At 55.0% G+C, this 23,458-nt stretch carries 21 protein-coding genes and 4 tRNA genes; all 25 read left to right on the forward strand.

Annotation, left to right across the window (positions count from 1 at the left end; all coding sequences use genetic code 11):
- Positions 1-97: 97 nt before the first annotated feature.
- Complete coding sequence (gene birA / locus PMI30_RS18075) at positions 98-1,057, forward strand: bifunctional biotin--[acetyl-CoA-carboxylase] ligase/biotin operon repressor BirA (RefSeq protein WP_008008882.1); 960 nt, start codon at positions 98-100, stop codon at positions 1,055-1,057.
- A complete protein-coding gene (locus PMI30_RS18070) occupies positions 1,047-1,796 on the forward strand; it encodes a pantothenate kinase (protein ID WP_008008884.1) in 750 nt (249 codons plus the stop codon). The genes birA and PMI30_RS18070 overlap by 11 nt, the downstream gene beginning before the upstream one ends.
- Positions 1,797-1,803: 7 nt before the next feature.
- Positions 1,804-2,244, forward strand: coding sequence for a hypothetical protein (locus tag PMI30_RS18065; protein WP_008008886.1), 441 nt, complete (start codon positions 1,804-1,806; stop codon positions 2,242-2,244).
- 143 nt (positions 2,245-2,387) lie between these two features.
- Positions 2,388-2,472: transfer RNA gene (locus PMI30_RS18060), tRNA-Tyr, on the forward strand.
- A 24-nt stretch (positions 2,473-2,496) separates the two neighbouring features.
- Positions 2,497-2,570: transfer RNA gene (locus PMI30_RS18055), tRNA-Gly, on the forward strand.
- A 26-nt stretch (positions 2,571-2,596) separates the two neighbouring features.
- Positions 2,597-2,672 (forward strand) — tRNA-Thr (locus PMI30_RS18050).
- 84 nt (positions 2,673-2,756) lie between these two features.
- Positions 2,757-3,950, forward strand: coding sequence for an elongation factor Tu (gene tuf, locus PMI30_RS18045; protein WP_007896619.1), 1,194 nt, complete (start codon positions 2,757-2,759; stop codon positions 3,948-3,950).
- A 53-nt stretch (positions 3,951-4,003) separates the two neighbouring features.
- A tRNA-Trp gene (locus PMI30_RS18040) sits at positions 4,004-4,079 on the forward strand.
- A 45-nt stretch (positions 4,080-4,124) separates the two neighbouring features.
- Entirely contained in the window at positions 4,125-4,493 is a 369-nt protein-coding gene (secE, locus tag PMI30_RS18035; protein WP_007896620.1) for a preprotein translocase subunit SecE, read from the forward strand.
- A 9-nt stretch (positions 4,494-4,502) separates the two neighbouring features.
- Entirely contained in the window at positions 4,503-5,036 is a 534-nt protein-coding gene (gene nusG / locus PMI30_RS18030) for a transcription termination/antitermination protein NusG (RefSeq protein ID WP_007896622.1), read from the forward strand.
- A 117-nt stretch (positions 5,037-5,153) separates the two neighbouring features.
- Positions 5,154-5,585 carry a 50S ribosomal protein L11 gene (gene rplK / locus PMI30_RS18025; RefSeq protein WP_008008888.1) on the forward strand — a complete coding sequence of 144 codons (432 nt, stop codon included), beginning with the start codon at positions 5,154-5,156 and terminating at the stop codon, positions 5,583-5,585.
- The gene (gene rplA / locus PMI30_RS18020) at positions 5,585-6,280 is read left to right on the forward strand and encodes a 50S ribosomal protein L1 (protein WP_007896626.1); all 696 of its coding nucleotides are present in this window, start codon (positions 5,585-5,587) and stop codon (positions 6,278-6,280) included. Before rplK ends, rplA begins: the two co-directional genes overlap by 1 nt.
- Before the next feature lie 198 nt (positions 6,281-6,478).
- Positions 6,479-6,979, forward strand: a complete 501-nt coding sequence (gene rplJ / locus PMI30_RS18015; RefSeq protein ID WP_007896629.1) for a 50S ribosomal protein L10 — start codon at positions 6,479-6,481, stop codon at positions 6,977-6,979.
- An 80-nt stretch (positions 6,980-7,059) separates the two neighbouring features.
- The gene (gene rplL, locus PMI30_RS18010) at positions 7,060-7,425 is read left to right on the forward strand and encodes a 50S ribosomal protein L7/L12 (RefSeq protein WP_007896630.1); all 366 of its coding nucleotides are present in this window, start codon (positions 7,060-7,062) and stop codon (positions 7,423-7,425) included.
- Positions 7,426-7,645: 220 nt separating this feature from the next.
- Positions 7,646-11,719 carry a DNA-directed RNA polymerase subunit beta gene (gene rpoB, locus PMI30_RS18005; protein WP_007896631.1) on the forward strand — a complete coding sequence of 1,358 codons (4,074 nt, stop codon included), beginning with the start codon at positions 7,646-7,648 and terminating at the stop codon, positions 11,717-11,719.
- A 64-nt stretch (positions 11,720-11,783) separates the two neighbouring features.
- A complete protein-coding gene (rpoC, locus tag PMI30_RS18000) occupies positions 11,784-15,983 on the forward strand; it encodes a DNA-directed RNA polymerase subunit beta' (RefSeq protein WP_007896632.1) in 4,200 nt (1,399 codons plus the stop codon).
- A gap of 216 nt (positions 15,984-16,199) precedes the next feature.
- A complete protein-coding gene (rpsL, locus tag PMI30_RS17995) occupies positions 16,200-16,571 on the forward strand; it encodes a 30S ribosomal protein S12 (RefSeq protein ID WP_002555494.1) in 372 nt (123 codons plus the stop codon).
- A 118-nt stretch (positions 16,572-16,689) separates the two neighbouring features.
- Positions 16,690-17,160, forward strand: coding sequence for a 30S ribosomal protein S7 (gene rpsG / locus PMI30_RS17990; protein ID WP_002555493.1), 471 nt, complete (start codon positions 16,690-16,692; stop codon positions 17,158-17,160).
- A 30-nt stretch (positions 17,161-17,190) separates the two neighbouring features.
- Entirely contained in the window at positions 17,191-19,296 is a 2,106-nt protein-coding gene (gene fusA / locus PMI30_RS17985; RefSeq protein WP_008008893.1) for an elongation factor G, read from the forward strand.
- A gap of 31 nt (positions 19,297-19,327) precedes the next feature.
- On the forward strand, positions 19,328-20,521 hold the full coding sequence (tuf, locus tag PMI30_RS17980; protein ID WP_007896660.1) for an elongation factor Tu: 1,194 nt from the start codon (positions 19,328-19,330) through the stop codon (positions 20,519-20,521).
- 157 nt (positions 20,522-20,678) lie between these two features.
- Entirely contained in the window at positions 20,679-20,990 is a 312-nt protein-coding gene (gene rpsJ, locus PMI30_RS17975) for a 30S ribosomal protein S10 (protein WP_003186070.1), read from the forward strand.
- An 80-nt stretch (positions 20,991-21,070) separates the two neighbouring features.
- Complete coding sequence (rplC, locus tag PMI30_RS17970) at positions 21,071-21,706, forward strand: 50S ribosomal protein L3 (RefSeq protein ID WP_003186059.1); 636 nt, start codon at positions 21,071-21,073, stop codon at positions 21,704-21,706.
- A 12-nt stretch (positions 21,707-21,718) separates the two neighbouring features.
- Complete coding sequence (rplD, locus tag PMI30_RS17965; RefSeq protein ID WP_007896707.1) at positions 21,719-22,321, forward strand: 50S ribosomal protein L4; 603 nt, start codon at positions 21,719-21,721, stop codon at positions 22,319-22,321.
- Positions 22,318-22,617, forward strand: coding sequence for a 50S ribosomal protein L23 (gene rplW, locus PMI30_RS17960; protein WP_002555488.1), 300 nt, complete (start codon positions 22,318-22,320; stop codon positions 22,615-22,617). Before rplD ends, rplW begins: the two co-directional genes overlap by 4 nt.
- Before the next feature lie 14 nt (positions 22,618-22,631).
- On the forward strand, positions 22,632-23,456 hold the full coding sequence (gene rplB / locus PMI30_RS17955) for a 50S ribosomal protein L2 (RefSeq protein ID WP_003176423.1): 825 nt from the start codon (positions 22,632-22,634) through the stop codon (positions 23,454-23,456).
- The last annotated feature ends 2 nt before the right edge of the window (positions 23,457-23,458 follow it).

Below are 23,458 nucleotides of genomic sequence, written 5' to 3' on the forward strand. Positions count from 1 at the left end.
TTTTGTTTTGTCCGCAGGAAAATCTCGCTTGTAGGGTTTCTATGCAACAGCCCGGGGCATGGCTATCATGCGGGCCTCATTGTGAGGCGAGACTTGCATGCTGACGTTGTTAAAGCTTCTTAAGGATGGTCGATTCCATTCGGGCCAAGCCCTGGGTGCTGCCTTGGGCGTCAGTCGTAGCGCTGTATGGAAGCAGCTTCAGCACTTGGAAGCTGAGCTCGGTTTATCCATTCATAAGGTGCGGGGTCGCGGCTATCAACTGGCTGCGCCGTTGACACTGCTTGATCCTGCGGAAATAAGCGCGCAGGCGCCTTCTTGTGAGTGGCCCATTCTGGTCTTCGACTCAATTGACTCCACCAATGCTGAAGCCTTGCGCGCTATCGAGCGTGGCCAGCCTACGCCATTTCTGGTGCTCGCTGAGCGGCAAACGGCCGGTCGTGGGCGGCGTGGGCGCAAATGGGTCAGTCCGTTCGCGGAAAACATCTATTACAGTCTGGTGCTGCGTATTGATGGTGGGATGCGGCAGCTGGAAGGCCTGAGTCTTGTTGTCGGGCTTGCCGTAATGCAGGCCTTGCGAAAGCTTGGTCTCTCGGGTGTGGGGTTGAAGTGGCCGAATGATGTTCTGGTGGGGCAGCAAAAGATTGCTGGAATACTGCTCGAGTTGGTGGGGGATCCTGCTGATGTGTGTCACGTGGTGATCGGTGTCGGAATAAATGTGAACATGCAGATGACCGATGAGGTTGATCAGCAATGGACGTCCGTGCGCCTCGAGTCGGGTAAGGCAGTTGATCGCAATCATCTGGTTGCGGAGTTAGGGTTGATGCTCCAGGCCTATTTAAATCGCCACCAGTCCGGCGGATTTCCGGCTATCCAGGCGGAGTGGGAGCAAAATCATCTATGGCAGGGGCGGGCGGTATCGTTGATTGCCGGTGTGAGTCAGATAGATGGGGAGGTGCTGGGTATCGATAGTCAGGGTGCCTTGCGCTTGAAGGTGAATGGTGTGGAGAAGGTCTTTAGTGGTGGCGAGCTCAGCCTGAGGTTGCGTGATGATTCTTGAGCTCGATTGTGGAAACAGTTTCATCAAATGGCGTGTGCTCGGCGAGGATGTCCGGCGGGTGATTGGCGAGGGGGTCGTTGATACAGATCTCGCATTGCTGGAGAGCTTGAGAGGGCTTAAGGGGCTCGCTCTCATGCATTGTCGTTTGGTCAGCGTCAGAACCGCCGAAGAAACCAGTGCACTGATTTCTCTGTTGACCGAGGCTTTCGGCGTTTCCGTCGTGTGCGCGGCACCGGCTCGCGAGATGTCCGGGGTTCGAAATGGCTATGAGGAGTTCGAGCGGTTAGGGCTTGATCGCTGGCTTGCAATGCTCGGAGGATTTCATCTGGCTTCGGGTGCTTGTCTGGTGCTCGACTTTGGTACGGCTGTTACGGCTGATTTTATTGCAGGGGATGGTGAGCATCTCGGAGGATTTATCTGTCCGGGGATGCCTTTGATGCGCAACCAGTTGCGTACCCATACCCGTAGAATTCGCTATGGAGATCTTGCTGCCGAGCGCGCTTTGGAGAGTCTTGTTCCTGGGCGCACAACCGTCGAGGCGGTCGAGCGAGGTTGTTTGCTAATGTTGAGAGGGTTTGTCCTGACTCAGCTAGAGTTGGCGCGCAGCTATTGGGGAGAAGATTTCGCAGTCTTCCTGACAGGAGGGGATGCTGATCTGGTCTCCGAGATTGTGCCCGAGGCCAGGGTGGTTCCAGACCTGGTATTTGTAGGCTTGGCGATGGCGTGTCCCTTGTCCTGAGGTTTTTATGCGTTGGTTGTTCCTGCTGTTGCTTGTTCTCAATGTGTTCTATTACGTCTGGCACCAACAGGAGGCTCCGCTTCGCGCGAAAGATGTAACCCCCCTGAGTTTGTATCGCGGCTCGCAGCAGGATATTCGTTTGTTGAGCGAGGCAGCTGATACAGCTCGAGACAAAGGAAAATCTACGCAGACGGATAGCAGTTGTCTCTATCTGGGAGGTTCTGCTCGACAGGAGGTCGCGCAGGTAATCGAGCGTCGATTGAGTGATATGGATATAAAGTTTCAGTCCTTGCCGAAGGATCTCCCCGAATATGCTGGTTACTGGGTGCGCATAGCCCCGGAAAGCCGGCGTTTGCTGGGTGACTCGCAGTTGCAAAACCTTTCTAAAGAATTCAATGAGTTAAAACATAAAATAATGCCGTGCGAGGGGGTTGCACCCGTCGAATAGTTTGCATAGAATGGCGCCCGCTTCGCAGTGAAGACCTTTTAACGGTCAGCAGTGTGAAGCGAGGTCAACGCAGCTAACCTCAGGTTTTTAATGAGAAAATGCTTGACAGAAGGCTGGCATGATATAGAATGCCGGCTCGCTTAGGAGGGGTTCCCGAGCGGCCAAAGGGATCAGACTGTAAATCTGACGTCTACGACTTCGAAGGTTCGAATCCTTCCCCCTCCACCATTTTTAGCGAGAGCTGCAAGCTCCGCGGGTATAGTTTAGTGGTAGAACCTCAGCCTTCCAAGCTGATGATGCGGGTTCGATTCCCGCTACCCGCTCCAAGTTTGCAGGTCCTGCAAAGTGTTACGCTCTTGTAGCTCAGTTGGTAGAGCACACCCTTGGTAAGGGTGAGGTCAGCGGTTCAAATCCGCTCAAGAGCTCCATATGACAAGGCAGATATGAAAATATCTGCCTTTGTTTTAATGGCTGATAGTACTTGCTTAATTCTTCTGCTAGGGGTGATTTCGATGGCTAAGGAAAAGTTCGAACGTAACAAGCCGCACGTCAACGTTGGCACCATTGGTCACGTAGACCATGGCAAGACGACTTTGACTGCTGCTTTGACCCGCGTCTGCTCCGAAGTGTTCGGTTCGGCAAAGGTTGACTTCGACAAGATCGATAGCGCCCCAGAAGAAAAAGCTCGTGGTATCACCATTAACACTGCTCACGTTGAGTACGATTCGGCTGTGCGTCACTACGCACACGTTGACTGTCCAGGTCACGCCGACTACGTAAAAAACATGATTACCGGTGCTGCGCAGATGGATGGTGCGATTCTGGTTTGCTCGGCCGCTGATGGTCCGATGCCGCAAACCCGTGAGCATATCCTGTTGTCCCGTCAGGTTGGTGTTCCGTACATCGTTGTCTTCCTGAACAAGGCTGACATGGTTGACGACGCTGAGCTGCTGGAACTGGTTGAGATGGAAGTGCGCGATCTGCTGAGCACTTACGATTTCCCGGGTGATGACACTCCGATCATCATTGGTTCGGCGCTGATGGCGCTGAATGGTCAAGACGACAACGAGATGGGCACTACTGCCGTCAAGAAGTTGGTCGAGACTCTGGATAGTTATATTCCGCAGCCTGAGCGTGCTATCGATAAGCCGTTCCTGATGCCGATCGAGGATGTGTTCTCGATCTCCGGTCGCGGTACTGTTGTGACTGGTCGTGTTGAGCGTGGCATTGTCCGCATTCAGGAAGAAGTTGAGATTGTTGGTCTTCGTGACACTGTCAAAACTACTTGTACTGGTGTTGAAATGTTCCGCAAGCTGCTCGACGAAGGTCGTGCGGGTGAGAACTGCGGCGTTTTGCTGCGTGGTACCAAGCGTGATGATGTTGAGCGTGGCCAGGTTCTGGTCAAGCCTGGCACTGTCAAGCCACATACCAAGTTCACTGCTGAGGTTTACGTTCTGAGCAAGGAAGAGGGTGGTCGTCATACGCCATTCTTCAAGGGCTACCGTCCACAGTTCTACTTCCGTACGACTGATGTGACTGGTAACTGCGAGCTGCCAGAAGGTGTTGAAATGGTGATGCCAGGTGATAACGTTCAAATGACCGTTACCCTGATCAAAACCATCGCGATGGAAGATGGTCTGCGTTTCGCTATCCGTGAGGGCGGTCGTACCGTCGGCGCTGGTGTCGTAGCAAAAGTCATCGAGTAAGTTGTTGTAATGTCTTTTTCGGGCCGGCATAATGGTCGGCCTGATTTTGTTTTAGGTCAGTAGCTCAATTGGCAGAGCGACGGTCTCCAAAACCGTAGGTTGGGGGTTCGATTCCCTCCTGACCTGCCAGATTCACTTGGTGTGTCTGGCTTTCTTTTCACAGGATCTTCATAGATGACTCCTAAAGCTGAAGCTCAAGGCTCTCGCTTCGATCTGCTCAAGTGGCTAGTAGTAGTCGCTTTGGTGGTTGTTGGCGTTGTTGGCAATCAGTATTACTCTGCTTCGCCGATCCTGTACCGCGTACTTGCTTTGCTCGTCATTGCTGCTGTAGCTGCCTTTGTAGGCCTGCAGACAGTCAAGGGCAAGTCTTTCTTTGTACTGGTTAAGGAAGCTCGCACCGAGATTCGTAAAGTCGTATGGCCAACTCGCCAAGAAACCACGCAGACCACGCTGATTGTTGTGGCTGTTGTCCTGGTTATGGCGTTGCTGTTGTGGGGGCTTGATTCCCTGCTCGGCTGGCTTGTTTCCTTGATTGTCGGCTAAGGGTGTCCCGTGGCTAAGCGTTGGTACGTTGTGCATGCTTACTCCGGTTACGAGAAGCATGTCATGCGCTCGTTGGTAGAGCGCGTAAAGCTGGCTGGCATGGAAGATGGCTTCGGCGAAATTCTGGTTCCCACTGAAGAAGTGGTTGAAATGCGTAATGGCCAGAAACGCAAAAGCGAGCGCAAGTTCTTCCCAGGTTATGTGCTGGTCCAGATGGACATGAACGAGGGTACTTGGCACTTGGTCAAGGATACTCCTCGGGTGATGGGTTTCATTGGCGGTACTGCCGATAAGCCTGCGCCGATCACTGATAAAGAGGCAGAAGCGATTCTGCGTCGCGTTGCTGATGGTAGCGACAAGCCGAAGCCGAAGACGTTGTTCGAGCCAGGTGAGTCGGTACGTGTCAATGACGGGCCGTTTGCTGATTTTACTGGCACGGTTGAAGAAGTTAACTACGAGAAGAGCCGGATCCAAGTGGCAGTGCTCATTTTCGGTCGCTCTACTCCGGTAGAGCTAGAGTTTAGCCAGGTCGAAAAGGTCTAGCTGAGCAAGCATCCCAACCCCGCAGCCCTAGGCTGTGGGGTTTTGTCGTCACTGGGATAAACGCGCAAGTAACCGGGGAGCCTTTCGAGGCGTTCGAACCCGTAATTGGAGTGCCTCATGGCCAAGAAGATTACCGCTTACATCAAGCTGCAAGTGAAGGCCGCTCAGGCTAACCCAAGCCCACCTGTTGGTCCTGCTCTGGGTCAGCACGGCGTGAACATCATGGAATTCTGCAAGGCTTTCAACGCCCGTACTCAGGGTATTGAGCCAGGTCTGCCGACTCCAGTGATCATCACTGTCTACAGCGACCGTAGCTTCACTTTCGAAACCAAATCCACACCTGCTTCGGTTCTGCTGAAGAAGGCTGCTGGTCTGACTAGCGGTTCCGCTCGTCCGAACACCGTTAAGGTTGGCACCGTGACCCGTGCTCAGCTGGAAGAAATCGCGAAAACCAAAAACGCGGATCTGACTGCAGCTGATATGGAAGCAGCCGTGCGTACTATCGCCGGTTCTGCTCGTAGCATGGGCCTTAACGTGGAGGGTGTGTAATGGCTAAGTTGACCAAGCGTCAAAAGGCTATCGCCGGCAAAATCGAAGCAGGCAAGTCCTACAACTTTGTAGACGCTGCTGCTCTGCTGGCTGAGCTGTCGACTGTAAAGTTCAGCGAGTCGTTCGACGTTGCTGTGAACCTGGGTGTTGACCCGCGTAAATCCGACCAGGTCGTTCGTAGCGCTACCGTGCTGCCACACGGCACTGGCAAGACTGTTCGCGTTGCTGTGTTCACCCAGGGTCCAGCTGCCGAGGCTGCTCTGGCTGCCGGCGCTGACCGTGTAGGTATGGACGACCTGGCTGCCGAAATGAAAGGCGGCGACCTGAACTATGACGTAGTTATCGCATCCCCGGATGCCATGCGCGTTGTTGGTCAGTTGGGTCAGATCCTGGGCCCACGCGGCCTGATGCCTAACCCTAAAGTCGGCACCGTAACTCCAGACGTAGCTACCGCGGTTAAAAACGCCAAGGCTGGTCAGGTTCGTTATCGCACCGACAAAAACGGCATCATCCACACCTCCGTTGGCAAAGTCGGCTTCGATGCCGTCAAGCTGAAGGAAAACGTTGAAGCCCTGATCGCTGATCTGAAGCGTATCAAGCCAGCTTCCTCGAAAGGTATTTACGTCAAGCGCGTTACCCTGAGCACCACCATGGGTCCAGGTCTGGTCATCGACCAAGGCTCGCTCGACGCGTAAGACGCAGGTTAGCGCAAGCGATTGCGCCAATTGAAAGATTGGGGTCCCTGCCTGGCGGGGGCTATCCAAGACCGTAGGCGACGCAAGTCTTAAACCACAAGCCTACGCAGATGGTGCTCCCGGTTCCTTACCGAATCAGACACCAAAACGACATCCGGCTTCGGTTGGATGAAACGGTAACAAGCAGGAGTTAAACCCGTGGCAATTAAACTCGAAGACAAGAAGGCCATCGTCGCTGAAGTCAACGAGGCTGCCAATGTTGCCCTGTCTGCTGTTGTGGCTGATGCCCGCGGCGTGACAGTTGGCGCTATGACCGGACTCCGTAAAGAGGCTCGTGAAGCTGGCGTTTACGTACGTGTTGTACGTAACACCCTGCTCAAGCGCGCCGTTGCTGGCACTCAATATGACGTGCTCAACGACGTGTTCACCGGCCCGACCTTGATTGCATTTTCGAAAGAACATCCGGGCGCTGCTGCTCGTATCTTCAAAGAATTCGCAAAAGGTCAGGATAAGTTCGAGATCAAGGCAGCTGCGTTCGAGGGCAAGTTCCTCGCAGCTAATCAGATCGACGTACTGGCAAGTCTGCCGACCCGTGACGAAGCAATTTCTCAGCTGATGAGCGTGATTCAAGGCGCAACCAGCAAATTGGCTCGTACTCTGGCGGCCCTTCGCGACCAGAAAGAAGCTGCCGCAGCCTAAGGCTGAGCGACTCCTTTCAGCGTTTATTGTTTATTTCGATGGCCGCGTAGGCTGTCACCCCAATACAGGAATTTATAGTCATGTCTCTGACTAACGACCAAATCATCGAAGCAATCGGCGAAAAATCCGTTCTGGAAATCGTTGAGCTGATCAAGGCCATGGAAGAGAAGTTCGGCGTTTCCGCTGCCGCTGCTTCCGCTGGTCCAGCTGCTGTTGCTGCCGTTGTTGAAGAACAAACTGAATTCAACGTCATGCTGACCGAAGCTGGCGAGAAGAAAGTTAACGTGATCAAGGCAGTACGTGAACTGACCGGTCTGGGCCTGAAAGAAGCCAAGGCTGTAGTTGACGGCGCTCCTGGCATCGTTCTGGAAGCTGTTTCGAAAGACGCAGCTGACAAAGCAAAAGCCACTCTGGAAGAAGCAGGCGCTAAAGTCGAGCTGAAGTAAGCATCGACTTTGCACCTCCAGCCCGAGCGTTAAGCGAAAGGCTGATGGCTGGTGGCTCTTGCCACCGGCCTTTTTCCGTTATTGGCAGCCGACTGGGTCGGTGCTGGTAACGAGCTGTAACCACCCGATGCGGTGGCGCAAACCATGGGGTTTGCACGATTTTCTGGCTGCTCCCGTCGGGAGGGGCCAAACAAGCAGGTGACCAAGCTGGGGAACGCTGATGGCTTACTCATATACTGAGAAAAAACGTATCCGCAAGGACTTTAGCAAGTTGCCGGACGTCATGGATGTGCCGTACCTCCTGGCCATCCAGCTGGATTCGTATCGTGAATTCTTGCAAGCGGGAGCGACTAAAGATCAGTTCCGCGACGTGGGCCTGCATGCGGCCTTCAAATCCGTTTTCCCGATCATCAGCTACTCCGGCAATGCTGCGCTGGAGTACGTCGGTTATCGCCTGGGCGAACCGGCATTTGATGTCAAAGAATGCGTATTGCGCGGTGTAACTTACGCCGTACCTTTGCGGGTAAAAGTGCGCCTGATCATTTTCGACAAAGAATCGTCGAACAAAGCGATCAAGGACATCAAAGAGCAAGAAGTCTACATGGGTGAAATCCCCCTGATGACTGAAAACGGTACCTTCGTAATCAACGGTACCGAGCGTGTAATCGTTTCCCAGCTGCACCGTTCCCCGGGCGTGTTCTTCGACCACGACCGTGGCAAGACGCACAGCTCCGGCAAACTGCTGTACTCCGCGCGCATCATTCCTTACCGCGGTTCGTGGCTGGACTTCGAGTTCGACCCGAAAGACTGCGTGTTCGTGCGTATCGACCGTCGTCGCAAGCTGCCTGCATCGGTACTGCTGCGCGCGCTGGGCTATACCACTGAAGAAGTGCTGGACGCGTTCTACACCACCAACGTCTTCCACGTGCAAGGTGAAAACCTCAGCCTGGAACTGGTGCCTCAGCGCCTGCGTGGTGAAATTGCTGTCCTGGATATCCTGGATGACAAAGGCAAGGTTATTGTCGAGCAAGGTCGTCGTATTACTGCTCGCCACATCAACCAGCTGGAAAAAGCAGGGATCAAAGAGCTGCAAGTGCCTCTGGACTACGTCCTGGGTCGCACTACCGCCAAGGTCATCGTGCATCCGGCAACCGGCGAAATCCTGGCAGAGTGCAATACCGAGCTGAATACCGAAATCCTGGCAAAAATCGCCAAGGCTCAGGTTGTTCGCATCGAAACTCTGTACACCAACGATATCGACTGCGGTCCGTTCGTCTCCGACACTCTGAAGATCGACTCCACCAGCAACCAATTGGAAGCGCTGGTCGAGATCTATCGCATGATGCGTCCTGGCGAGCCGCCAACCAAAGACGCTGCCGAAACCCTGTTCAACAACCTGTTCTTCAGCCCTGAGCGCTATGACCTGTCTGCGGTCGGCCGGATGAAGTTCAACCGTCGTATCGGTCGTACCGAGATCGAAGGTTCGGGCGTGTTGTGCAAAGAAGACATCGTCGCGGTACTGAAGACTCTGGTCGACATCCGTAACGGTAAAGGCATCGTCGATGACATCGACCACTTGGGTAACCGTCGTGTTCGCTGCGTAGGCGAAATGGCCGAGAACCAGTTCCGCGTTGGCCTGGTACGTGTTGAGCGTGCGGTCAAAGAGCGTCTGTCGATGGCTGAAAGCGAAGGCCTGATGCCGCAAGACCTGATCAACGCCAAGCCAGTGGCTGCGGCGGTGAAAGAGTTCTTCGGTTCCAGCCAGCTTTCCCAGTTCATGGACCAGAACAACCCGCTGTCCGAGATCACCCACAAGCGTCGTGTTTCTGCACTCGGCCCTGGCGGTTTGACTCGTGAGCGTGCTGGCTTTGAAGTGCGTGACGTACACCCGACTCACTACGGTCGTGTATGCCCGATTGAAACGCCGGAAGGTCCGAACATCGGTCTGATCAACTCCCTGGCTGCCTATGCGCGCACCAACCAGTACGGCTTCCTCGAGAGCCCGTACCGTGTGGTGAAAGACGCTCTGGTCACCGACGAGATCGTGTTCCTGTCCGCCATCGAAGAAGCTGATCACGTGATCGCTCAGGCTTCGGCCACGATGAACGACAAGAAAGTCCTGATCGACGAGCTGGTAGCTGTTCGTCACTTGAACGAGTTCACCGTCAAGGCGCCGGAAGACGTCACCTTGATGGACGTATCGCCGAAGCAGGTAGTTTCGGTTGCAGCGTCGCTGATCCCGTTCCTCGAGCACGACGACGCCAACCGTGCGTTGATGGGTTCGAACATGCAGCGTCAAGCTGTACCAACCCTGCGCGCTGACAAGCCGCTGGTCGGTACCGGCATGGAGCGTAACGTAGCCCGTGACTCCGGCGTTTGCGTCGTGGCTCGTCGTGGCGGCGTGATCGACTCCGTCGACGCCAGCCGTATTGTGGTTCGTGTTGCTGATGATGAAGTTGAAACCGGCGAAGCTGGTGTCGACATCTACAACCTGACCAAGTACACCCGCTCCAACCAGAACACCTGCATCAACCAGCGTCCGCTGGTGAGCAAGGGTGATCGGGTTCAGCGCAGCGACATCATGGCCGACGGTCCGTCCACCGACATGGGTGAACTGGCTCTGGGTCAGAACATGCGCATCGCGTTCATGGCATGGAACGGCTTCAACTTCGAAGACTCCATCTGCCTGTCCGAACGTGTTGTTCAGGAAGACCGTTTCACCACGATCCACATTCAGGAACTGACCTGTGTGGCGCGTGACACCAAGCTTGGGCCAGAGGAAATCACTGCAGACATCCCGAACGTGGGTGAAGCTGCACTGAACAAACTGGACGAAGCCGGTATCGTTTACGTAGGTGCTGAAGTTGGCGCAGGCGACATCCTGGTTGGTAAGGTCACTCCGAAAGGCGAGACCCAACTGACTCCGGAAGAAAAACTGCTGCGTGCCATCTTCGGTGAAAAAGCCAGCGACGTTAAAGACACTTCCCTGCGTGTGCCTACCGGCACCAAGGGTACTGTCATCGACGTACAGGTCTTCACCCGTGACGGCGTTGAGCGTGATGCTCGTGCACTGTCGATCGAGAAGACTCAACTCGACGAGATCCGCAAGGACCTGAACGAAGAGTTCCGTATCGTTGAAGGCGCCACTTTCGAACGTCTGCGTTCCGCTCTGGTCGGCCACAAAGCCGAAGGCGGCGCCGGTCTGAAGAAAGGTCAGGAAATCACCGACGAAGTTCTCGACGGTCTTGAGCATGGTCAGTGGTTCAAACTGCGCATGGCTGAAGATGCTCTGAACGAGCAGCTCGAGAAGGCTCAGGCCTACATCGTTGATCGCCGCCGTCTGCTGGACGACAAGTTCGAAGACAAGAAGCGCAAACTGCAGCAGGGCGATGACCTGGCTCCAGGCGTGCTGAAAATCGTCAAGGTTTACCTGGCAATCCGTCGTCGCATCCAGCCGGGCGACAAGATGGCCGGTCGTCACGGTAACAAAGGTGTGGTCTCCGTGATCATGCCGGTTGAAGACATGCCGCACGATGCCAATGGCACCCCGGTCGACGTCGTCCTCAACCCGTTGGGCGTACCTTCGCGTATGAACGTTGGTCAGATCCTTGAAACCCACCTGGGCCTCGCGGCCAAAGGTCTGGGCGAGAAGATCAACCGGATGGTCGAAGAGCAGCGTAAAGTTGCTGAACTTCGCACCTTCCTGGACGAGATCTACAACCAGATCGGCGGTCGTAACGAAGATCTGGATAGCTTCTCCGACCAGGAAATCCTGGATCTGGCGAAGAACCTGCGTGGCGGCGTACCAATGGCCACTCCAGTGTTCGACGGTGCCAAGGAAAGCGAAATCAAGGCCATGCTGAAACTGGCAGACCTGCCAGAAAGCGGCCAGATGCAGCTGACCGACGGCCGTACCGGCAACAAGTTCGAGCGCCCGGTTACTGTTGGCTACATGTACATGCTGAAGCTGAACCACTTGGTAGACGACAAGATGCACGCTCGTTCTACCGGTTCGTACAGCCTGGTTACCCAGCAGCCGCTGGGTGGTAAGGCGCAGTTCGGTGGTCAGCGTTTCGGGGAGATGGAGGTCTGGGCACTGGAAGCATACGGTGCTGCTTACACTCTGCAAGAAATGCTCACAGTGAAGTCGGACGATGTGAACGGTCGGACCAAGATGTACAAAAACATCGTGGACGGCGATCACCGTATGGAGCCGGGCATGCCCGAGTCCTTCAACGTGTTGATCAAAGAAATTCGTTCCCTCGGCATCGATATCGATCTGGAAACCGAATAACACGTGACGCGAATCGAGAGCGGGGCAGGATTGCCCGCTCTCTGCTCCGCCAGGAGGAAAGGCCTTGAAAGACCTACTGAATTTGCTGAAAAACCAGGGTCAAGTCGAAGAGTTCGACGCCATCCGTATTGGATTGGCATCGCCTGAGATGATCCGTTCGTGGTCGTTCGGTGAAGTTAAAAAGCCGGAAACCATCAACTACCGTACGTTCAAACCTGAGCGTGACGGCCTGTTCTGCGCCAAGATATTTGGCCCGGTAAAGGATTACGAGTGTCTGTGCGGTAAGTACAAGCGCTTGAAGCACCGTGGTGTGATCTGCGAGAAGTGCGGCGTTGAAGTCGCGCTGGCAAAAGTTCGTCGTGAGCGCATGGCGCACATCGAACTGGCCTCGCCAGTTGCCCACATCTGGTTCCTGAAATCGCTGCCGTCGCGTATCGGCTTGCTGATGGACATGACCCTGCGTGATATCGAACGCGTTCTCTACTTCGAGAGCTATGTCGTTATCGATCCAGGCATGACCACCCTTGAAAAAGGTCAGCTGCTCAACGACGAGCAGTACTTCGAAGCGCTGGAAGAGTTCGGCGACGATTTCGATGCCCGCATGGGTGCCGAAGCTGTCCGTGAACTGCTGCACGCTATCGACCTGGAACACGAGATTGGCCGTCTGCGTGAAGAAATTCCGCAAACCAACTCCGAAACCAAAATCAAGAAGCTGTCCAAGCGTCTGAAGTTGATGGAAGCCTTCCAGGGTTCCGGCAACCTGCCAGAGTGGATGGTGCTGACCGTTCTGCCGGTTCTGCCGCCAGATCTGCGTCCACTGGTCCCGCTGGATGGCGGTCGCTTCGCGACTTCCGACCTCAACGATCTGTATCGTCGAGTGATCAACCGTAACAACCGCTTGAAGCGTCTGCTCGATCTGTCCGCACCGGACATCATCGTGCGCAACGAAAAGCGTATGTTGCAGGAAGCCGTCGATGCACTGCTCGACAACGGTCGTCGTGGCCGCGCTATCACTGGTTCCAACAAGCGTCCTCTGAAATCCCTGGCTGACATGATCAAGGGTAAGCAGGGTCGTTTCCGTCAGAACTTGCTCGGTAAGCGTGTTGACTACTCCGGTCGTTCGGTAATTACCGTAGGTCCGACCCTGCGTCTGCACCAGTGCGGTCTGCCGAAGAAGATGGCTCTCGAGCTGTTCAAGCCGTTCATTTTCGGCAAGCTGGAAATGCGTGGTCTCGCTACCACCATCAAAGCTGCCAAGAAGATGGTCGAGCGCGAACTGCCAGAGGTTTGGGACGTTCTCGCTGAAGTGATTCGCGAACACCCGGTTCTCCTCAACCGTGCACCGACCCTTCACCGTCTGGGTATCCAGGCGTTTGAACCGGTACTGATCGAAGGTAAGGCTATCCAGCTGCACCCTCTGGTCTGTGCTGCGTACAACGCCGACTTCGACGGCGACCAAATGGCCGTGCACGTACCGCTGACGCTGGAAGCCCAGTTGGAAGCGCGTGCGTTGATGATGTCGACCAACAACATTCTGTCGCCAGCCAACGGTGAGCCAATCATCGTTCCGTCGCAGGACGTTGTATTGGGTCTGTACTACATGACTCGTGAAGCGATCAACGCCAAGGGCGAAGGTCGTGTGTTCGCGGATCTGCAAGAAGTTGACCGTGTGTTCCGTGCCGGCGAAGCCGCACTGCACGCTAAAGTCAAAGTGCGGATCAACGAAACCGTCAACGATCGTGATGGCGGCAGCGTCAAGAACACCCGTATCGTCGATACCACTGTCGGCCGTGCGCTGTTGTTCCAGGTTGTTCCACCAGGCCTGTCGTACGACGTCGTCAACCAGCCGATGAAGAAAAAGGCGATCTCCAAGCTGATCAACCAGTGCTACCGCGTGGTTGGTTTGAAAGAGACCGTGATCTTCGCTGACCAGTTGATGTACACCGGCTTTGCTTATTCGACCATCTCCGGCGTTTCCATCGGTGTTAACGACTTCGTTATCCCGGATGAAAAAGCCCGCATCATCGGTGCAGCCACCGACGAAGTGAAAGAGATCGAAAGTCAGTACGCCTCCGGCCTGGTAACCCAGGGCGAGAAGTACAACAAAGTGATCGACCTTTGGTCCAAGGCGAACGACGAAGTTTCCAAGGCGATGATGGCCAACCTCTCGAAAGAGAAAGTCATCGACCGTCATGGCGTCGAAGTCGACCAAGAGTCTTTCAACTCGATGTACATGATGGCCGACTCGGGCGCACGGGGTTCTGCTGCGCAGATCCGTCAGCTCGCCGGTATGCGTGGCCTGATGGCCAAGCCGGACGGTTCCATCATCGAAACGCCGATTACTGCGAACTTCCGTGAAGGTTTGAGCGTACTTCAGTACTTCATCTCCACTCACGGTGCTCGTAAAGGTTTGGCGGATACCGCGTTGAAAACTGCGAACTCCGGTTACCTGACTCGTCGTCTGGTAGACGTGGCGCAGGATCTGGTTGTGACCGAGATCGATTGCGGTACCGAACATGGCCTGGTAATGACTCCGCACATTGAAGGCGGTGACGTTGTTGAGCCGTTGGGTGAGCGCGTATTGGGTCGTGTCATTGCCCGTGACGTATTCAAGCCAGGTACCGAGGAAATCATCGTTCCTGCCGGCACTCTGGTAGACGAGAAGTGGGTCGAGTTCATCGAGCTGAACAGCATCGACGAAGTGATCGTGCGTTCGCCGATCAGCTGCGAAACCCGCTACGGCATTTGCGCCAAGTGCTACGGCCGTGACCTGGCTCGTGGTCACCAGGTGAACATCGGTGAAGCGGTCGGCGTTATCGCTGCCCAGTCCATCGGTGAGCCGGGTACCCAGCTGACCATGCGTACGTTCCACATCGGTGGTGCGGCAAGCCGGACCTCCGCAGCCGACAGCGTTCAGGTGAAGAATGGCGGTACCGTCCGTCTGCACAACCTGAAGCACGTTGAGCGAGTGGATGGTTGCCTGGTTGCTGTGTCCCGTTCTGGTGAGCTGGCGATCGCTGATGACTTCGGTCGTGAGCGCGAGCGTTACAAGCTGCCGTACGGTGCTGTGATTTCGGTTAAAGAAGGTGACAAGGTCGACGCTGGCGCAATCGTGGCCAAGTGGGATCCGCACACTCACCCAATCGTTACCGAAATGAAAGGTACCGTGACCTACGTGGGCATGGAAGAAGGCATCACGATCAAGCGTCAGACTGACGAATTGACCGGTATGACCAACATTGAAGTACTCGACGCCAAAGACCGTCCAGCTGCCGGTAAAGATATCCGTCCTGCTGTGAAGATGGTTGATGACAACGGCAAGGATCTCTTGCTGCCGGGTACCGACGTAATTGCTCAGTACTTCCTGCCTGCTAACGCCCTGGTCGGTGTAGCGGACGGCGCGAAAATCGCGATCGGTGATGTTATCGCTCGTATTCCGCAAGAGACTTCGAAGACCCGTGACATCACCGGTGGTCTGCCGCGTGTTGCCGACTTGTTCGAAGCCCGTCGTCCGAAAGAAGCCTCGATTCTGGCTGAAGTCAGCGGCACCATCGCGTTCGGTAAAGAGACCAAAGGCAAGCGCCGTCTGGTTATCACCCCGAACGACGGTAGCGATCCGTACGAAGAGCTGATTCCGAAGTGGCGTCACCTGAACGTCTTCGAAGGCGAACAGGTAAACCGCGGCGAAGTTATCTCCGACGGCCCGAGCGATCCGCATGACATCCTGCGTCTGCTGGGTGTGAGTGCGCTGGCCAAGTACATCGTGAACGAGATCCAGGACGTTTACCGTCTGCAAGGCGTGAAGATCAACGATAAGCACATCGAGACCATCCTGCGTCAGATGCTGCGTAAAGTTGAAATCGCTGAATCCGGCGATTCCAGTTTCATCAAGGGCGACCAGATGGAATTGACTCACGTTCTGGTAGAGAACGAGCGTCTGGCTGGCGACGAGAAATTCGTTTCCAAGTTCACTCGCGTACTGTTGGGTATCACCAAGGCGTCGTTGTCCACCGAATCGTTCATCTCGGCGGCTTCCTTCCAGGAAACCACTCGCGTACTGACCGAAGCGGCGGTAACCGGCAAGCGCGATTACCTGCGCGGCCTGAAAGAAAACGTGGTCGTGGGTCGTTTGATCCCGGCGGGTACCGGTCTGGCTTACCACAGCGAGCGCAAGCGCCGCCGTGATGCTGACAAACCGTTGCGCGTAAGCGCCAGTGAAGTGGAAGCTGCACTGACCGAAGCGCTGAACTCAAGCGGTAACTGAGTTCTGCGATAAATGAGCGTGAGGCCCTGGCCGTTCCGTTCATCGAATCGAGACAATTTGTCGAGGTTGGATGAGTGGGGAGGTCGGGGCCTTGCCTTGACTGGGGGCAAGATCCTCTTTAGACTCTTGTACCCCTAAATTTGGCGGGAATTCGTTCCTGCCATTTTGCTTTTCTTGCAAGACAATAGCGTCGCAAGACAACAGTGGAGCTAGTAGATGGCAACTATCAACCAGCTGGTACGTCAGCCGCGTAAGCGTATCGTCGAGAAATCCGACGTGCCTGCGCTGCAGAACTGCCCGCAACGTCGTGGCGTATGCACCCGTGTGTATACCACCACGCCGAAAAAACCTAACTCGGCACTGCGTAAAGTATGCCGTGTGCGTCTGACCAACGGTTTCGAGGTTTCCTCGTACATCGGCGGTGAAGGCCACAACCTGCAAGAGCACAGCGTGGTACTGATCCGCGGCGGTCGTGTAAAAGACTTGCCAGGTGTTCGTTACCACACCGTACGCGGTTCTTTGGATACTTCCGGCGTTAAAGGTCGTAACCAGGGTCGTTCGAAGTACGGTACCAAGAAGCCTAAGTAGTAGTGGCTTTTTGTAAAAACTGATTTTCTATTTTTCTGAGTCGATAAGAGTAAGGTCGGAGGCGTCCCGAAAGGGCACCGATTCCGAGCGAACCTGAAGACCGTTTGAGGGCTTATCCATGCCAAGAAGACGCGTAGCAGCCAAGCGCGAAGTGCTTGACGATCCAAAATACGGCAGCCAGATCCTGGCCAAGTTCATGAACCACGTAATGGAAAGCGGCAAGAAAGCCGTTGCCGAGCGTATCGTTTATGGCGCGCTGGAAAAGGTTAAAGAACGCAAGAACAGCGATCCCCTGGAAATCTTCGAGAAAGCTCTCGACGCCATCGCTCCGCTGGTCGAAGTAAAGTCGCGCCGTGTAGGCGGTGCTACTTACCAGGTTCCGGTCGAAGTTCGTCCGTCCCGTCGTAACGCTCTGGCAATGCGCTGGTTGGTAGACTTCGCCCGTAAGCGCGGCGAGAAGTCTATGGCTCTGCGTTTGGCTGGCGAACTGTTGGACGCTGCCGAAGGCAAAGGTGCTGCAGTTAAGAAGCGTGAAGACGTGCACCGTATGGCTGAAGCCAACAAGGCTTTCTCGCACTACCGCTTCTAATTTTAGCGTCACTAATTTTGCGAGGGCTTTATGGCTCGTACTACACCGATTAACCGCTACCGTAACATTGGTATCGTTGCTCACGTGGATGCTGGTAAAACCACCACCACCGAGCGCGTCCTTTTTTACACTGGCAAAAGTCACAAGATGGGCGAGGTGCATGACGGCGCCGCGACCACAGACTGGATGGTTCAGGAGCAGGAGCGTGGTATTACCATTACTTCTGCTGCCATTACCGCCTTCTGGCAGGGTTCCGAGAAGCAGCACAAGGACCAATACCGCTTCAACGTCATCGACACCCCGGGCCACGTTGACTTCACTATTGAAGTTGAGCGTTCCCTGCGTGTTCTCGACGGCGCGGTCGTTGTGTTCTGCGGCACCTCGGGTGTTGAGCCTCAGTCGGAAACCGTATGGCGTCAAGCCAACAAATACGGCGTTCCACGTCTTGTTTACGTAAACAAGATGGACCGTGCTGGTGCGAACTTCCTGCGCGTGATCGGTCAGATCAAGCAGCGTCTGGGTCACACTCCGGTGCCAATCCAGTTGGCCATCGGTTCCGAAGACAACTTCCAGGGTCAGATCGATCTGATGTCCATGGAAGCTGTTTACTGGAATGATGCTGACAAAGGCATGACTCCACGTCGCGAGCCTATCCCTGCTGAACTGCAGGAACTGGCTGACGAGTGGCGCGGCAACATGGTTGAGGCTGCGGCCGAAGCCAGCGAAGAGCTGATGAACAAGTACCTCGAAGGTGAAGAACTCACCAACGCGGAAATCAAGGCCGCTCTGCGTCAGCGTACTATCGCTGGTGAGATCGTTCTGGCTGTTTGCGGTTCTTCCTTCAAGAACAAGGGTGTTCCCCTGGTTCTCGACGCCGTGATCGACTACCTGCCGGCTCCTACCGACATTCCTGCCATCAAGGGTACTGACCCGGATGACGAGACCAAGGAAATGGAGCGTCACGCAGACGACAGCGAGCCGTTCTCGGCTTTGGCGTTCAAGATCGCTACCGACCCATTCGTGGGTACCTTGACTTTCGTTCGAGTTTACTCGGGCGTGTTGGCCTCCGGCGACGGCGTGATCAACTCGGTTAAAGGCAAGAAAGAGCGCGTGGGTCGTATGGTGCAAATGCACGCAAACGCCCGTGAAGAAATCAAGGAAGTACGCGCTGGTGACATCGCGGCCTTGATCGGCATGAAGGACGTCACCACTGGTGAAACTTTGTGCAACGCTGACAAGCCAATCATCCTGGTTCGCATGGACTTCCCGGAGCCGGTTATTTCGGTTGCCGTAGAGCCTAAGACCAAGGACGACCAGGAAAAAATGGGTATCGCTCTGGGCAAGCTCGCTCAGGAAGATCCATCTTTCCGCGTCAAGACTGATGAAGAGACTGGTCAAACGATCATCTCCGGCATGGGCGAGTTGCACCTGGACATCCTGGTTGACCGGATGCGCCGTGAGTTCAACGTCGAAGCCAACATCGGTAAGCCTCAAGTTTCGTACCGTGAGCGCATCACGAAGAGCTGCGAGATTGAAGGCAAGTTCGTTCGCCAGTCCGGCGGTCGTGGCCAGTTCGGTCACTGCTGGATTCGTTTTGCTCCTGCTGACGAAGGTCAGGAAGGTCTGCAATTCCTGAACGAAGTAGTGGGTGGTGTGGTTCCTAAGGAATACATCCCGGCTATCCAGAAGGGTATCGAAGAGCAGATGAAGAACGGCGTTGTTGCCGGCTATCCGCTGATCGGCCTGAAGGCTACCGTGTTTGATGGTTCCTACCACGACGTCGACTCCAACGAGATGGCGTTTAAAGTGGCTGCTTCCATGGCAACCAAGCAGCTGGCCCAGAAGGGCGGTGGTGAGTTGCTTGAGCCGATCATGGCGGTAGAGGTTGTTACGCCTGAAGACTATATGGGTGACGTGATGGGCGACCTCAACCGTCGTCGCGGCATGATCCTGGGTATGGAAGACACGGTCTCCGGCAAAGTGATTCGCGCCGAAGTTCCGCTGGGTGAGATGTTCGGTTATGCGACCGACGTCCGTTCCATGTCCCAAGGTCGCGCAAGCTACTCTATGGAATTCAAAAAATACAATACAGCTCCGTCGCATATCGTCGAAACTGTTACCAAAAAACAAGGCTGATTCAGCCCCTTTAGGCTAGGAGTTAATTGTCGTGGCTAAAGAAAAATTTGACCGTACCCTCCCGCACGTCAACGTTGGCACCATCGGTCACGTCGACCACGGTAAAACCACGCTGACCGCTGCTCTGACTCGCGTCTGCTCCGAAGTTTTCGGTTCGGCCGTTGTTGCTTTCGACAAAATCGACAGCGCTCCGGAAGAAAAGGCTCGTGGTATCACCATCAACACCGCGCACGTTGAATACAACTCGCTGATCCGTCACTACGCTCACGTTGACTGCCCAGGTCACGCTGACTATGTGAAGAACATGATCACCGGTGCTGCTCAGATGGACGGCGCTATCCTGGTTTGCTCGGCCGCTGATGGTCCGATGCCACAAACCCGTGAGCACATCCTGCTGTCCCGTCAGGTTGGCGTTCCGTACATCGTTGTCTTCCTGAATAAGGCTGACATGGTTGACGACGCTGAGCTGCTGGAACTGGTTGAGATGGAAGTGCGCGATCTGCTGAGCACTTACGACTTCCCAGGTGACGACACTCCGATCATCATCGGTTCGGCTCTGATGGCTCTGAACGGCCAAGACGACAACGAAATGGGCACCACTGCCGTTCGTAAACTGGTTGAGACTCTGGACAGCTACATCCCGGATCCAGTCCGTGTTATCGACAAGCCGTTCCTGATGCCAATCGAAGACGTATTCTCGATCTCTGGTCGCGGTACTGTTGTAACTGGCCGTATCGAGCGCGGTATCGTCAAGGTTCAGGATCCACTGGAAATCGTTGGTCTGCGTGACACTACCGTCACCACCTGCACCGGTGTTGAAATGTTCCGTAAGCTGCTCGACGAAGGTCGTGCTGGCGAGAACTGCGGCGTTCTGCTGCGTGGTACCAAGCGTGACGACGTTGAGCGTGGCCAGGTTCTGGTTAAGCCAGGTTCGGTTAAGCCGCACACCAAGTTCGAAGCTGAAGTCTACGTTCTGAGCAAAGAAGAAGGCGGTCGTCACACTCCGTTCTTCAAAGGCTACCGTCCACAGTTCTACTTCCGTACTACTGACGTGACTGGTAACTGCGAACTGCCGGAAGGCGTTGAAATGGTAATGCCAGGCGACAACATCAAAATGGTTGTCACCCTGATCAAGACCATCGCAATGGAAGACGGTCTGCGTTTCGCTATCCGTGAAGGCGGTCGTACCGTCGGCGCTGGCGTCGTAGCCAAAATCATCGAGTAAGCTCTTTTTTGAGTAAGCTTCGATGAGTTGAAAAAGCCCCCGCTTAGCGGGGGCTTTTTTATTGGGTTGACACCTATATGGGGCGTCTATAGAATTGCGCCTCCTTTTAACGGGCGTATTGCGCTCGGTGGGAATAGCAGCCGGAGTCTGAAATCCAATGCAAAATCAGCAAATCCGTATCAGGTTGAAGGCTTTTGACCATCGCCTGATCGACCAATCCACCCAGGAAATCGTGGAAACCGCGAAACGTACTGGTGCTCAAGTGCGTGGTCCAATTCCACTGCCTACCCGTAAAGAGCGGTTCACCGTTCTGGTCTCCCCGCACGTCAACAAAGACGCGCGTGACCAGTACGAGATCCGTACTCATAAGCGCGTTCTGGACATCGTCCAGCCAACGGATAAAACCGTTGATGCACTTATGAAGCTTGATCTTGCGGCCGGTGTGGAAGTGCAGATCAGCCTCGGCTAAGACTCGGTCTTAGTCGTGTAACGCTCTGAAATGGGCGGCCATAGCGGGTGAAAGCCCCGTACACTCATGAGGTTTACAACATGACTATTGGTGTAGTCGGTCGTAAATGCGGTATGACCCGTATTTTCACCGAAGAAGGTGTCTCCATTCCGGTCACGGTCATTGAGATCGAGCCGAATCGCGTCACCCAGTTCAAAACTGAAGAGACCGATGGCTATCGTGCAGTGCAAGTCACTGTAGGCGAGCGTCGTGCTTCGCGTGTTACAGCTGCTCAGGCTGGCCACTTCGCCAAAGCGAACGTTGCCGCTGGTCGTACCGTAATGGAATTCCGCCTTGAAGAAGGCGAGTACCAGGCCGGCGATCTGATCAACGCTGAAATCTTCGCTGCTGGTCAACTGGTTGATGTAACCGGTCAGTCCAAAGGTAAAGGCTTCCAGGGTACGATCAAGCGTTGGAACTTCCGCGGGCAAGATAATACCCACGGTAACTCCGTGTCCCACCGCGTTCCAGGCTCTATCGGCCAGTGCCAGACTCCTGGTCGTGTATTCAAGGGCAAAAAAATGTCCGGTCATATGGGCGCTGAGCGCGTGACCGTGCAGTCCCTCGAAGTAGTGCGCGTGGACGCTGAACGCAATCTGTTGTTGGTCAAGGGCGCTGTTCCTGGCGCTACTGGCGGCAACTTGGTTGTACGTCCAGCAGCCAAGGCTCGCGGTTAAGGGGAAGCTGACATGCAATTAAATGTAAATGACGCTCAAGCGATCGAAGTTTCCGAACTGACATTTGGCGGCGAATTCAACGAGACGCTGGTTCACCAAGCAGTCGTGGCCTACATGGCCGGCGGCCGTCAAGGTAGCAAGCAGCAAAAGACCCGTTCCGACGTTCGTGGTGGCGGTAAGCGCCCATGGCGTCAGAAAGGTACTGGCCGTGCTCGTGCCGGTACTATCCGTAGCCCAATCTGGCGTGGCGGCGGTACCACTTTCGCAGCTCGTCCTCAGGATCACACCCAGAAGCTGAACAAGAAGATGTATCGCGCAGCAATGCGTTCCATCCTTGCTGAGCTGGTGCGTACTGATCGTCTGGTTGTGGTTCAGGACTTCGCTGTTGATGCACCGAAGACCAAAGATCTGCTGAACAAACTGACCGGCATGGGCCTGACTGACGTCTTGATCGTGTCTGAAGTGGTTGATCAGAACCTGTACCTGGCTGCTCGCAACCTGCCACACGTTGATGTACGTGACGTGCAAGGTTCCGATCCAGTTAGTCTGATCGCATACGACAAGGTGTTGATCACCGTGTCGGCCGTGAAGAAATTCGAGGAGCTGCTGGGATGAACCAGGAACGCGTATTTAAAGTTCTGCTTGGCCCGCACGTTTCCGAGAAGGCTACGGTTCTGGCTGACAAGAAAGGCCAGTTCGTTTTCAAGGTTGCAACTGACGCAACCAAGCTGGAAATCAAGAAGGCCGTCGAAAGCCTGTTCAGCGTGAAAGTAGAGCGTGTTACTACCCTGAATGTTCTGGGTAAGAGCAAGCGCACTGCTCGCGGTCTGGGCAAGCGTAATGACTGGAAGAAGGCAGTTATCTCCCTTCAGCCAGGCCAAGATCTCGATTTCAGCAGCAGTGCTGAGTAAGGAAGGGGTGCATCATGGCAATCGTTAAATGCAAACCGACTTCCCCTGGCCGCCGTTTTGTGGTCAAGGTGGTCAACCAGGAGCTGCATAAAGGCGCTCCTCACGCACCGCTGCTCGAGAAAAAATCGAAGACTGGTGGTCGTAACAACAATGGTCGTATTACCACTCGTCACATCGGTGGTGGCCATAAGCAGCATTATCGTCTGGTCGATTTCCGTCGCAACGACAAAGATGGCATCTCTGCCACTGTCGAGCGTATTGAATACGATCCAAACCGTACTGCTCACATCGCTCTGCTGCTGTACGCAGATGGCGAGCGTCGCTACATCATCGCCCCTAAAGGCGTGAGTGCTGGTGACCAGCTGATCGCAGGTGCTTTGGCACCGATCAAGCCGGGCAACGCTCTGCAACTGCGTAACATTCCAGTTGGTAGCACCGTACACGGCATCGAATTGAAGCCAGGTAAAGGCGCGCAAATCGCTCGTTCCGCTGGTGCTTCGGCTCAGCTGATCGCTCGTGAAGGTGTCTACGTGACCCTGCGTCTGCGTTCTGGTGAGATGCGTAAAGTGCTGGCTGAATGCCGCGCGACCCTGGGTGAAGTCTCGAACTCCGAGCACAGCCTGCGTTCGCTGGGTAAAGCTGGTGCCAAACGCTGGCGTGGCGTTCGCCCAACCGTTCGTGGTGTTGCCATGAACCCGGTTGACCACCCACATGGTGGTGGTGAAGGTCGTACCTCTGGTGGTCGTCATCCGGTATCGCCATGGGGCTTCCCGACTAAGGGCGCGAAGACTCGTGGTAATAAGCGTACCGACAAAATGATCGTCCGTCGTCGCAAGTAAAT

Source organism: Pseudomonas sp. GM50 (assembly GCF_000282375.1).
GTDB lineage: Bacteria > Pseudomonadota > Gammaproteobacteria > Pseudomonadales > Pseudomonadaceae > Aquipseudomonas.